This window comes from Pseudomonas sp. O230 (assembly GCF_045447035.1).
GTDB lineage: Bacteria > Pseudomonadota > Gammaproteobacteria > Pseudomonadales > Pseudomonadaceae > Aquipseudomonas.
The window spans coordinates 463503-475435 of record NZ_JBJGXN010000001.1; the positions used below are offsets into that span (position 1 = coordinate 463503).

The window sequence follows — 11933 nt, forward strand, 5'->3', positions numbered from 1 at the left end:
ACTCAAAACAGGAAAAGATCATGTTCAAGCCCCTGGCCCTGGCCGCTGCTGTCCTCACCGCTTTCAGCCTGAACGCCTTCGCGGCGAAAACCGAGTTGACGGTGTACACCGCCCTCGAAGCCGAACAACTGAAGACCTACAAAGAAACGTTCGAAAAAGCCAACCCGGACGTCGAGATCAAGTGGGTGCGTGATTCCACCGGCATCATCACCGCCAAGCTGCTGGCGGAAAAAGCCCGCCCGCAGGCTGACGCGGTGTGGGGCCTGGCGGCATCGAGCCTGGCGATTCTCGATCAGCAAGGCATGCTGCAAAGCTACGCGCCGAAGGACCTGGGCAAGATCGGCGGCAACTACCGCGACGCCGCCAACCCTCCGGCGTGGGTCGGCATGGACGTCTGGGCCGCGACCATTTGCTTCAACACCGTCGAAGCCGAAAAGCAGGGGCTGAGCAAACCGGTGAGCTGGCAGGACCTGACCAAGCCTGAGTACAAAGGCAAGATCGTCATGCCCAACCCGGCCTCGTCCGGCACCGGTTTCCTCGACGTCAGCGCCTGGCTGCAAACCTTCGGCGAGAAGCAGGGCTGGCAGTACATGGATGACCTGCACCAGAACATCGGCCAGTACGTCCACTCCGGTTCCAAGCCTTGCAAACTGGCGGCGGCGGGGGAGTTTCCGATTGGTATTTCCTTTGAATACCCGGCTGTTCAGTTGAAGCGTCAGGGCGCACCGCTGGACATCATCCTGCCGAAAGAAGGTTTGGGCTGGGAGATCGAAGCAACGGCGGTGATCAAGGGCACCCCGCACGAAGACGCGGCGAAGAAGCTGGCTGACTTCTCGGCCAGCCCGGCGGCGATGGAGCTTTATAAAGAGAACTTCGCGGTGCTTGCACAGCCGGGGATTGCCAAGCCGCAGACTGAATTGCCGGCGGATTACGAGCAGCGTCTGATCAAGAACGACTTTGCCTGGGCGTCGAAAAATCGCGACGAGATCCTGAGCGAGTGGCGCAAGCGCTATGACGGCAAGTCCGAGAAAGTGGCTGCCAAGTAAGATCTCTATTGGCTGACAGGGCCTCATCGCTGGCAAGCCAGCTCCCACAGGGTCCGTGGTGTTCACAAAACCTGTGTTCACCCTAAATCCCTGTGGGAGCTGCGGTGCGACGTTTCGACTTGCCAGCGATGGCGGCTTTGAATTCAGGACAAATCCACATGACACACCACAACAACCTGCTGATCGTAGGCGCCGGCATTCTCGGCCTGTCCCACGCCTACGCTGCCGCCCGACGCGGTCTCAAGGTCACGGTTTTCGAACGCAGCGAAACGCCCTTGGGCGCCTCGGTGCGTAACTTCGGCCAAGCGCTGGTCACCGGCCAGCCACCCGGCCCGATGCTCGAACTGGCCAAGGCCAGCCGCGAGATCTGGGGCCAATGGGCGCAACTGGCTGGCCTGCAACTGAAACGCAACGGCTCGTACCTGTTCGCCCGCAGCGAAGCCGAAGAACACCTGCTGGAAGCTTTTTGCGCCGGACGCGCCGTGGAACACGGTTACCGCGTCGACCTGCTGCGCGGCGCCGCATTGCGTGACCTGTACGGCGGCCAGTTCCGTCATCACCGCGCCGCGTTACACGGGATGGACGATCAACAACTGTATTCCCGCGAAGCGATCCCGGCGTTGATCGATTACCTGCGCCGTGAAATGAACGTCGAGTTTCACTTCTCTACCCTCGTGCGCGACATCGAGCCGGGTCGTTTGCACAGCACCGCCGGCACCTTCAGCGCCGAGCAGATCATCGTCTGCTCCGGCCACGATTATCAGACCTTGCTCGCCGAGCCGATCGCCGCGCTTGACCCGCAAATCTGCCGCCTGCAAATGCTCCGCGCCCGACCGCAGATCAACCTCAACCTTCAACACGCGTTGCTCACTGGTTTGAGTTGCGTGCATTACGGCGCCTTCGCCGACCTGCCGGAAGCGGCGGCGGTGCAGGCGCAGATCCTGCGTGAAGAACCGCACTTGCACGAAAACGGTATTCACTTGCTGATCAGCCCGACGCCTTACGGCGAACTGATCATTGGCGATTCCCACCACTATGGCCGCGACCCCTCGCCATTCAACGCCGAGCAGGTCGACGACTGGATGATCGAACTGGCCGAGCAGACGCTGGGCTGCAAGGTGCAAGTGCTCGAACGCTGGCAGGGTGTCTATGGTTCGCGGGGGCCGGGGCCGTTCTCGTTCCTGCGGCCGATGCCGGGCGTGAGCGTGGCACTGATGCACACCGGCGTCGGCATGAGCGTCGGGCCCGCGATGGCCGAGCACAATGTCGCGACATTGTTGGGAGAGCGTTGATGGACCGCACTGCGCAAGTGATCGCCGAGGTGTTCGGTTTGTACGAGCGCTTTGGCGACAGCGATTACATCGGTGAGCCGGTGTCGCAGGTCGAGCACATGTCCCAGGCTGCGGAGCTGGCCATGGCGGAAGGCTTCGATGATGAAGTGGTGCTCGCCGCGTTCTTCCACGACATCGGGCACATCTGCGTCGAGGGTGCCGAGAACATGGGCGGTTTTGGCGTGGTCGGCCACGAGCAGTTGGGTGCTGAATACTTACGTCGCGCAGGTTTCAGCGAGCGTATGGCGCGGCTGGTGGAGTACCACGTTCAGGCCAAGCGTTATCTGACACTCAAAACGCCTGGGTACTACGCGCGATTGAGCGAAGCCAGCCGCCGGACCCTGGCGTATCAGGGCGGGGTGATGACCGAGGCGGAGGCTGAAGCGTTCGAACATGACCCGCTGTGCGCCGTCAGTTTGCGCATGCGGCATTGGGATGAGTTGGCCAAGGAAATGTGGGTGCCAGTGATTGATCTCGAAGTGTTAAAGGCAAAGGCATCGGCGCTGCTGGCCAAGGCCAGTGTTCCTTCAACTGAGAATCCCTTTACGGCTTGTCTTTAGCGAAACCCCTTACTTACTGTGGCGAAGTTGAGCCATGGCTCGCGTGTTTTCGAGCGGCTAGTGTTTGAGTGTCTTTATTGTTGAGGAACACTCATGCGCTATTTGAAAGTCACCGTTCAGGATCGGGTCGGCAATGGTCGGGCCGATTCTGTTCTGCTGCAGTTTTATGAATCCGCCTGTACACCCGGTGACGATGTCCTCGTCAACAAAGCCTTCGCACTGGATTTCGATGCCGATGGCAAAGTCGATTACAAAATGGGCGACGTCACTAATGACGATAAGGAAAACAGCGTTGACCAACGTCTGTTAAAGACCTTCGCCAATGCCTGTCTCAGACTCAACTGGTTCAACCCCGGCGCTTCTACAAAGCGTTATTTGAAAATGTTCACCGAGGATGTCGCCGGGGATGGCAGCCCGGATACGGTGCGTTTGCACTTTCACGAAGGCACGGGAAAACCGACGGACAAGACGCTGGCTTACACCGCGGCTGCCTACGACACCGATAACAATGGGAGACTGGACTGGTCGATCCACTTTGATATGGATAACGATGGCGATACGGATGCGGCGGATCGTGAGCTGGTGTCGTTGCTGAGTGATACCTACCTGAAGTTCAAATGGAAGTAAGCGTCGAAGTCTGAAGCAGGTCGCACCGTCGCTCCCGCAAGGAATAAGCATTTCCCTGTGGGCGCGACGGTGCGACCTGCTCGCGATGAGGTCCGCGCTTACACCTCAGAACTAAAGCTGCTGCGCCAACACCTCGATCTGCTCCTGCCGTTCCGCCTGATTCAACTTCGCGTGCGGGTTTAGCGACGACCACTGCGGATGTGCCCGAGCCTTGTTCAGGGCTTCTGGCAGTTTGCCTTCGCGCCAGCTCTTGTCCTGTGGCGTGGCGACTTGAATGCTGTCCATCGCCGCGTGCCCGCGCGCATTCAGCGCCTGAAGCAATTGCCGCTGACGCAGTGCCAAAAGCCGCAGCACACTGTCATCGACCGTCAATTCGCGCTGACCCTTGATCTTGCCCAGCAACCGGCTGCCATAACTGCGCGCGGTTTGCAGGGCGCCGCCGGCAATCGCGCCGGCCAGCGCGGCTGCGCCGAGGGTCAAGCCGCCCACCAGCAGATCCACCCCGGCCCCGGCTGCCGCACCCGCCGCGATGCCGCCGCCGACGCGCACGCCCAGTTGCTTGAGGGTTTCCGGGTTGAACAGGTCATCACCCCAGCGGCCATCGAGCAGCGGCAGATCACTGGCCGCCGCGTCCTGTGGGCGGAAGGCATAGAGTTTGAGCAGGGCTTCGACGCAGCGCTGTTCCCGTTGCCGAACGGCTTTGCGCAGTTCGCCGATCGCCTGTTGTTCCTGTTCCGCGTCGCTGACCACGCTGCGCCGACACGCCGCGCAATCGATCAACAATTCAGCAATCAGCCGCGCCGCACTTTGTTGGCGGGCCAGACGTTGGGCTTGTTGATCGGCGATCAAACGCTCCAGTTGCTCGCGAGAACTTTCCAGTAGCAGCGCCAGGCTTTCATAGAGTCGACGTTCGCCATCTTCCGGCGGCGCCACGCTGTCGAAACGCACCAGGGCATGTAAGCCCAGACGCGCCAGCGCTTCACGCCAATCCGGTTCGCGGTGGTTGGCGCTGCTGACAAAATTCAGCACCGGCAGCAATGGTTTGCCACAACTGGCCAGCACTTCCAGTTCGTCGCGGTACTTGGACAGCACCGGTTCGCGGGCGTCGATCACATAGAGGCCGGCATCGCAGGTGAGCAGCTGCCGCAGCACTTTGGCTTCCTGTTCGAACCGCTGCCGCGCTTCGCTGCCTTCAAGAAAACGCGCCAGCCGCGCCGGGCCATCGAGGCGTTCGCCAGGACGCTCCAGGCGTTCGAGGTAGTCGAGCAGGGCGATGGCGTCTTCCAGGCCCGGGGTGTCGAACAGGTCGAGCAAGGGCTCGCCGTCCACTGACAACCGCGCGCCTTCGACGTGTCGCGTGGTGCTCGGGCGATGGGAGACTTCGCCGAAACCGACATCACGGGTCAACGTGCGCAGCAACGAGGTTTTGCCGACGTTGGTGTGGCCGACCACGGCGAGCTTCAACGGCGCTTTCAACGAATCAGTCATGACCGGTCTCCAGCCAGCTCAACGGCGCGCAGTCGGCGAAGGGCAGGTTCAGTTGCTGCAACGCCACATGCCAGTCACCGAGGCGCTCGGCATCCAGCGCTTCGCCGGGCGGTGCTTGCAGCAACCAGACGCGGGTGGCACTGGCGTTGCGGGCCAGTTCGGCGATCAGTGCGAGACTGCCGCGATCCGGCGAGCGCCGTGGATCACAGGCGATGGCCAATCGGGCCGGGGGGAAACGGCTCAGCTGTTCAAGGAGTTTGTTGCGCGATTCGCGACTGTCGAGGATGCCAGCGTCGCTCACGGTTTTCGGCAGCGCTGGCGGCCACGGCCGTTGATCGTCCAGCTCGATGGCCACCAGCAACGCGCCGGCACTTTGCAGTTCGCTGACGGTGCTTTCGACGCGATGCAGATGCGCGGGCGCGGCGTCGCTGATGCCCAGGCGTTCGCTGGTGGGCATCAGCCGTTCGCGCAGTTGCGCGTAACCGGGTAGGTTCAGATCCAGACGCAACCTGGCGCGGCCACTTTTCCAGCGCCATAGGCACAACAGCGCCAACAACAACCTCGGCAAAACCCCGTAGACCAGCAACACGCCCACCAACCACGCGGCCCAGGCCTGACGAGCGCTTTCGATGTTCAGTGCGGCATCGCCACTGGCGCGGATCATTTCCACGGTGGGCACGCTAAAGCCCAGCAGCGCCGGCAGGGCGCCTAGAGCCTGGGTCATGGCGACGAACGTGTCGCCGCCGAGAAGGGTGGTTTCCCAGACGAAGCCATAGCGCCGGGTTGCCATGAGCATCAGCAGAATCACCAATGCGCTGAGCATCGCCAGCAACCACAGGCCATTGACCAACACACCGAGCGCCCAGCGATTGAGTTTTTGTCGTTGCAGCAACAACAGCAGGGCGGGTGCCAGTTGCGCGGCTTTGGCGTCGCGGGCGAGTTTTTCGCTGAGCCACAACCACAAGCGCCCCAGCGTTGCGCCATGTTCACCGGCAAACACCAGGCCCAGCGCCCAGCTCAGCAGCAGAATGAGGTTCAGCCCGAGCAGGCTGCCCAAGGCCCAGAACACATTGACCGGGGTTTGTCCGTCACCCAGCGCGGCAAACGCCAGACCGGCGCCGCTGACCACGGCCAGCACGGCCAACATCAGCAGCGCCAGTCGCGCGCCTTGCAGCCAATGTCTGAGGGCTTCGGTCAAACCGTCGCGCTCGGCCAGCCACAAGGCTCGATGTTGAATCCGTGTCGGCAGGTCGCCGCCCGCGCTACGGGCCAGTCGGTTGGCTTCCAGGTCATCCAGAGGGCCGGCGTGTTCTTCCCGCAGACGAATGGTTTCCGTCAGCCAGAGGTTATTCAGTTCAGTCACGCGGCATCCCGTCGCTCAATTGAGCTGTGAGCATAACCGCTGTGGCGCTTATCGGGGTACGGGAGGCTCTGGTATCCTCGCCGACATGACTAAATCACTCCCCCTCAGCCTGATCGCAGCCCTCGGTGAAAACCGTGTGATCGGCGTCGACAACAGCATGCCCTGGCACTTGCCCGGGGACTTCAAATACTTCAAGGCCACCACCCTCGGCAAGCCGATCATCATGGGTCGCAAGACCTGGGATTCCCTCGGTCGTCCGCTGCCGGGCCGGTTGAACATCGTGGTCAGCCGTCAGGCGGATCTGGTGCTGGAAGGCGCGGAGGTTTATCCGTCGCTGGAGGCTGCGGTGGTTCGCGCTGAAGAATGGGCGAAAGAGCAGGGCGTCGATGAACTGATGCTCATTGGCGGCGCGCAGCTGTATGCGCAAGGGTTGGCGCAGGCGGATCGGTTGTATTTGACGCGCGTGGCGTTGAGCCCGGACGGTGATGCGTGGTTTCCCGAGTTTGATTTGGACCAGTGGAAGTTGCTGTCGAATGTGCCGAATCCGGCCGAAGGCGACAAACCAGCGTACAGCTTCGAAGTCTGGGAAAAAATCTAAAAGCATCGCGGGCAAGCCCGCTCCCACAAGGACTTCCGGTGAGTCACACCGCGGAACCCTGTGGGAGCGGGCTTGCCCGCGAAGAGGCCCGCTCAGACAATGAAAGTCTTAAGCGTGAGCCAACTCCGAATGCTCATCCGCATCCAGCAATTCTTTATCCGTCTGCTGCATGATCTGGCTGGTCATCGCCCCGGCCGTGATCGAACCGCTCACGTTCAACGCCGTCCGCCCCATATCAATCAGCGGCTCCACCGATATCAGCAACGCCACCAGTGACACCGGCAAGCCCATCGCCGGCAACACGATCAGCGCCGCAAACGTTGCGCCGCCACCGACACCGGCCACACCGGCCGAGCTCAGCGTCACAATCGCCACCAACGTCGCGATCCACAGCGGGTCCAGCGGGTTGATGCCCACGGTCGGCGCCACCATCACCGCCAACATCGCCGGGTACAGACCGGCACAGCCGTTCTGGCCAATGGTCGCGCCGAACGAAGCGGCGAAACTGGCGATGGACTGCGGAATACCCAGGCGGCTGGTCTGCGCTTCGATGCTCAGCGGAATCGTCGCTGCACTCGAACGGCTGGTGAAGGCAAACGTCAGCACCGGCCAGATCTTACGGAAGAAGCGCAGCGGGTTGATCCCCGCCGCCGAGACCAGCACGCCGTGAACCACAAACATCAGCCCCAGGCCGATATAAGACACCACGACGAAACTGCCAAGCTTGATGATGTCTTGCAGGTTGGAACCGGCGACCACTTTGGTCATCAGCGCCAACACGCCGTACGGGGCCAGCTTCATCACCAGGCGCACCAGACGCATCACCCAGGCTTGCAGGGTGTCGATGGTGTTGATCACTTTCTGACCTTTTTCGACGTCATCTTTCAGCAGTTGCAGCGCGGCGACTCCGAGGAATGCAGCGAAGATCACCACACTGATGATCGACGTCGGCTTGGCGCGGGCCAGGTCGGCGAACGGGTTTTGCGGGATGAACGACAGCAGCAACTGCGGCACATTCAGGTCGGCGACCTTGCCGGCATAGTCGGTCTGAATGGTTTGCAGGCGGGCCATTTCCTGGGTGCCGGCGACCAGGCCTTCGGCGGTAAGGCCGAACAGGTTGGTCAAACCGATACCGATCAGCGCCGCGATGGCGGTGGTGAACAGCAGCGTGCCGATGGTCAGGAAGCTGATCTTGCCCAGCGACGAAGCGTTGTGCAGGCGGGCCACGGCACTGAGGATCGAGGCGAACACCAGCGGGATCACGATCATTTGCAGCAACTGCACATAACCGTTGCCCACCAGATCAAACCAGCCAATCGAGGCTTTCAATACCGGGTTGCCGGCACCGTAAATCGTGTGCAAAGCGACGCCGAACACCACGCCCAAAACCAAAGCGAGCAGGACTTTTTTAGCCAGGCTCCACGTCGTGTGACGGGTTTGTGCGAGTGCGACGAGCAGGGCGAGGAACACCAGCAGGTTGAGAATCAGCGGCAGATTCATTGGAACTCCCATTAGACATGTGCCAGCTGCCTTCCGGGGCAGCTGCGAACCGGCAAGCCTAACAGCTTGATTTTCAATGAATTAATATCAAAAAAGTCTGATAACTGTCGTTTTTGGAATAAGCGGATGTCGCTGTCGGGGATGCAACTGACGCGAAGGGGACGTGTACGGTCGCTGACAGACGAGGACTGTCACAGTTATTTGTTAGCGTCGATATCTTTGAATCAGGGAGAACCGCCGATGAAACTCGCACCGAAATTTCTGGCTGCTGCACTCTGTCTGGGCCTCGCCGGCCAGGTCTTCGCCACCGATTTGAAGCACTGGCCAGCCGATCAGGCCAAGGCGCTGGACGCGATGATCGCGGCGAACGCCAACAAGGGTAACTACGCGGTGTTCGACATGGACAACACCAGTTACCGCTATGACCTTGAAGAGTCGTTGCTGCCGTTCATGGAAAACAAGGGCCTGATCACTCGCGAGAAACTCGACCCCTCCCTGAAACTGATGCCGTTCAAGGACACCGCCGACCACAAGGAAAGCCTGTTCAGTTACTACTACCGTCTCTGCGAAGTCGACGACATGGTTTGCTACCCATGGGTCGCCCAGGTGTTCTCCGGTTTTACCCTCCAGGAACTCAAAGGCTATGTCGACGAGTTGATGGCCTCTGGCAAACCGGTGCCTGCGACTTATTACGAAGGCGACGTGGTCAAGAACCTCGACGTCAACCCGCCGAAAGTCTTCACCGGCCAGGCAGAGCTGTACAACAAGCTGATGGAGAACGGCATCGAGGTCTACGTGATGACCGCCGCTTCCGAAGAGCTGGTGCGTATGGTCGCCTCCGATCCGAAGTACGGCTACAACGTCAAACCGCAAAACGTGATCGGCGTAAGCCTGCTGCTCAAGGATCCCAAGTCCGGCGAACTGACCACGGCGCGCAAACAAATCACCGCTGGCAAGTATGACGAGAAGGCCAACCTTGGCCTCGAGTTGACCCCGTACCTGTGGACCCCGGCGACCTGGATGGCCGGCAAGCAAGCGGCGATCCTGACCTACATCGATGAATGGAAAAAACCGGTACTGGTCGGCGGCGACACCCCGAGCAGCGACGGTTACATGCTGTTCCACAGTGTCGACGTGGCCAAGGGCGGCATCCACTTGTGGGTCAACCGCAAGGACAAATACATGACCCAGATTAACGGCATGATGGCCAAGCACGCCGCAGCACAGGCCAAGGAAGGGTTGCCGGTGACGGCGGACAAGAACTGGGTGGTCGTGACACCGGCAGAGATTCAGTAAGACCGAGGCGCTTCAATCGCGGGCAAGCCCGCTCCCACAGGGATCTTGGGTGTTCACACAATCTGTGTTTCACCCGAGACCTTGTGGGAGCGGGCTTGCCCGCGATGGCGGCGTGACATTCACAGAGGTACTACTGCCAACCCGGCTTTGTTATCAAAACAATGCCCCGCACTTTGGCGGGGCATTTTTATATCTGCGACTGAAGCTTACAGCCCGTCGAGCATCGCCTTGTTACGCACAGCACCCTTGTCGGCGCTGGTCGCCAGCAGGGCGTAGGCCTTCAGTGCGGTGGTCACTTTACGTGGACGTTTTTCCACAGGCTTCCAGCCTTTCTGATCCTGCTCGGCACGGCGCCCGGCCATTTCTTCATCGCTGATCAACAGGTTGATCGAGCGGTTCGGAATGTCGATCAGCACTTTGTCGCCGTCCTGCACCAGGCCAATCGCGCCGCCAGCAGCGGCTTCTGGCGAAGCGTGGCCGATGGACAGGCCCGAAGTGCCGCCGGAGAAGCGACCGTCGGTGAGCAGGGCGCAGGCTTTGCCCAGGCCTTTGGATTTCAGGTACGACGTCGGGTACAGCATTTCCTGCATGCCCGGGCCGCCTTTCGGGCCTTCGTAACGGATGATCACGATGTCGCCGGCCTTCACTTCGTCCGCGAGGATGCCGCGTACGGCGCTGTCCTGGCTTTCGAAGATCTTCGCGTTGCCTTCGAACACGTGGATCGACTCGTCGACGCCGGCGGTTTTCACCACGCAGCCGTCGAGGGCGATGTTGCCGTAGAGAACCGCCAGGCCGCCTTCTTTCGAGTAGGCGTGTTCGACGCTACGGATGCAGCCGTTTTCACGGTCGTCGTCCAGGGTTTCCCAACGGGTCGACTGGCTGAACGCGGTTTGCGTCGGGATGCCCCCAGGGCCGGCCTTGAAGAAGTGATGCACCGCTTCGTCGTCGGTCTGGGTGATGTCCCACTTGGCGATGCCTTCAGCCAGGGTTTTGCTGTGCACGGTCGGCAGGTCGGTGTGCAGCAGACCACCACGGGACAGCGAGCCGAGGATGCTGAAGATCCCGCCGGCACGGTGCACGTCTTCCATGTGGTACTTCTGGATGTTCGGCGCAACTTTGCACAGTTGCGGCACGTGGCGCGAGAGGCGGTCGATGTCCTTCAGGTCGAAGTCGATCTCGGCTTCCTGGGCGGCGGCCAGCAAGTGCAGGATGGTGTTGGTGGAACCGCCCATGGCGATGTCCAGGGTCATGGCGTTTTCGAACGCCTTGAAGTTGGCGATGTTGCGCGGCAGTACCGACTCATCGTTGTCGGTGTAGTAACGTTTGCACAGCTCGACGATGGTGCGGCCAGCCTGGAGGAACAGCTGCTCGCGGTCGCTGTGGGTGGCCAGGGTCGAACCGTTGCCAGGCAAGGCCAGGCCCAATGCTTCAACCAGGCAATTCATCGAGTTGGCGGTGAACATGCCGGAGCACGAGCCGCACGTTGGGCAGGCGCTGCGCTCGTACTCGGCGACTTTCTCGTCAGAAGCGCTGGAGTCGGCGGCGATCACCATGGCGTCGACGAGGTCGAGGCCGTGGGAAGCGAGTTTGGTCTTGCCGGCTTCCATCGGGCCGCCGGACACGAAGATCACCGGGATGTTCAGGCGCAGGGCGGCCATCAGCATGCCTGGGGTGATCTTGTCGCAGTTGGAGATGCAGACGATGGCGTCGGCGCAGTGGGCGTTGACCATGTATTCGACGGAGTCGGCGATGATCTCGCGACTTGGCAGCGAATACAGCATGCCGTCGTGGCCCATGGCGATGCCGTCATCGACAGCGATGGTGTTGAATTCTTTCGCTACACCGCCGGCGCGTTCGATTTCGCGGGCGACCAGTTGGCCCAGGTCCTTGAGGTGGACGTGGCCCGGTACGAACTGGGTGAAGGAGTTGGCAATGGCGATGATCGGCTTTTTGAAGTCGTCATCTTTCATCCCCGTGGCGCGCCACAATGCGCGGGCACCGGCCATGTTGCGGCCGTGGGTGGATGTTTTCGAGCGGTAATCAGGCATGAAGCACTCCGGGCGGCTAATCAGGTATCAAAAGGGAAGTGAGCTTCTATTGACGTCTGGAACACTCAGAAATGGC

General features: G+C 61.0%; 10 protein-coding genes. 6 read left to right on the forward strand and 4 right to left on the reverse strand.

The genetic code is table 11. The features are described from left to right. The first annotated feature begins 20 nt into the window (after positions 1 to 20). The 4 genes from ACI77H_RS02220 (at position 21) to ACI77H_RS02235 (ending at position 3564) form a co-directional block, all read left to right on the forward strand. Positions 21 to 1046 (forward strand): putative 2-aminoethylphosphonate ABC transporter substrate-binding protein, encoded by a 1026-nt coding sequence (locus ACI77H_RS02220; protein WP_407010137.1) that lies wholly within the window; start codon positions 21 to 23, stop codon positions 1044 to 1046. A gap of 158 nt (positions 1047 to 1204) precedes the next feature. Beyond that, positions 1205 to 2338, forward strand: a complete 1134-nt coding sequence (locus ACI77H_RS02225; protein ID WP_407010138.1) for a TIGR03364 family FAD-dependent oxidoreductase — start codon at positions 1205 to 1207, stop codon at positions 2336 to 2338. Then, positions 2338 to 2937, forward strand: coding sequence for a phosphonate degradation HD-domain oxygenase (locus ACI77H_RS02230; protein ID WP_407010139.1), 600 nt, complete (start codon positions 2338 to 2340; stop codon positions 2935 to 2937). Before ACI77H_RS02225 ends, ACI77H_RS02230 begins: the two co-directional genes overlap by 1 nt. A 93-nt stretch (positions 2938 to 3030) precedes the next feature. Next, positions 3031 to 3564: a hypothetical protein gene (locus ACI77H_RS02235; RefSeq protein ID WP_407010140.1), complete on the forward strand. Its 534-nt coding sequence runs from the start codon at positions 3031 to 3033 to the stop codon at positions 3562 to 3564. Between the two features lie 111 nt (positions 3565 to 3675). On the opposite strand, the gene ACI77H_RS02240 is transcribed toward ACI77H_RS02235, so the two are convergent. Beyond that, complete coding sequence (locus ACI77H_RS02240; RefSeq protein WP_407010348.1) at positions 3676 to 5040, reverse strand: GTPase/DUF3482 domain-containing protein; 1365 nt, start codon at positions 5038 to 5040, stop codon at positions 3676 to 3678. 4 nt (positions 5041 to 5044) lie between these two features. Then, a complete protein-coding gene (locus ACI77H_RS02245; RefSeq protein ID WP_407010141.1) occupies positions 5045 to 6415 on the reverse strand; it encodes a DUF2868 domain-containing protein in 1371 nt (456 codons plus the stop codon). A gap of 85 nt (positions 6416 to 6500) precedes the next feature. On the opposite strand from ACI77H_RS02245, the gene ACI77H_RS02250 reads away from it, so the two are divergent. Beyond that, a complete protein-coding gene (locus tag ACI77H_RS02250; protein WP_407010142.1) occupies positions 6501 to 7013 on the forward strand; it encodes a dihydrofolate reductase in 513 nt (170 codons plus the stop codon). 108 nt (positions 7014 to 7121) lie between these two features. Here the strand turns inward: ACI77H_RS02250 and ACI77H_RS02255 are convergent, their stop codons facing one another. After that, positions 7122 to 8513, reverse strand: coding sequence for an L-cystine transporter (locus tag ACI77H_RS02255; RefSeq protein ID WP_407010143.1), 1392 nt, complete (start codon positions 8511 to 8513; stop codon positions 7122 to 7124). 240 nt (positions 8514 to 8753) lie between these two features. Between ACI77H_RS02255 and ACI77H_RS02260 the strand changes: the two genes are divergently transcribed. Continuing rightward, on the forward strand, positions 8754 to 9809 hold the full coding sequence (locus ACI77H_RS02260; RefSeq protein ID WP_407010144.1) for a haloacid dehalogenase-like hydrolase: 1056 nt from the start codon (positions 8754 to 8756) through the stop codon (positions 9807 to 9809). A gap of 206 nt (positions 9810 to 10015) precedes the next feature. On the opposite strand, the gene ilvD is transcribed toward ACI77H_RS02260, so the two are convergent. Then, the gene (ilvD, locus tag ACI77H_RS02265) at positions 10016 to 11857 is read right to left on the reverse strand and encodes a dihydroxy-acid dehydratase (RefSeq protein WP_407010145.1); all 1842 of its coding nucleotides are present in this window, start codon (positions 11855 to 11857) and stop codon (positions 10016 to 10018) included. Between the last annotated feature and the right edge of the window lie 76 nt (positions 11858 to 11933).

Coding starts and splice junctions, on each gene's coding strand:
- ACI77H_RS02220 (WP_407010137.1), top strand. CDS start 21: ATGTTCAAGCCCCTGGCCCTGGCCGCTGCTGTCCTCACCGCTTTCAGC.
- ACI77H_RS02225 (WP_407010138.1), top strand. CDS start 1,205: ATGACACACCACAACAACCTGCTGATCGTAGGCGCCGGCATTCTCGGC.
- ACI77H_RS02230 (WP_407010139.1), top strand. CDS start 2,338: ATGGACCGCACTGCGCAAGTGATCGCCGAGGTGTTCGGTTTGTACGAG.
- ACI77H_RS02235 (WP_407010140.1), top strand. CDS start 3,031: ATGCGCTATTTGAAAGTCACCGTTCAGGATCGGGTCGGCAATGGTCGG.
- ACI77H_RS02250 (WP_407010142.1), top strand. CDS start 6,501: ATGACTAAATCACTCCCCCTCAGCCTGATCGCAGCCCTCGGTGAAAAC.
- ACI77H_RS02255 (WP_407010143.1), bottom strand. CDS start 8,513: ATGAATCTGCCGCTGATTCTCAACCTGCTGGTGTTCCTCGCCCTGCTC.
- ACI77H_RS02260 (WP_407010144.1), top strand. CDS start 8,754: ATGAAACTCGCACCGAAATTTCTGGCTGCTGCACTCTGTCTGGGCCTC.
- ilvD (WP_407010145.1), bottom strand. CDS start 11,857: ATGCCTGATTACCGCTCGAAAACATCCACCCACGGCCGCAACATGGCC.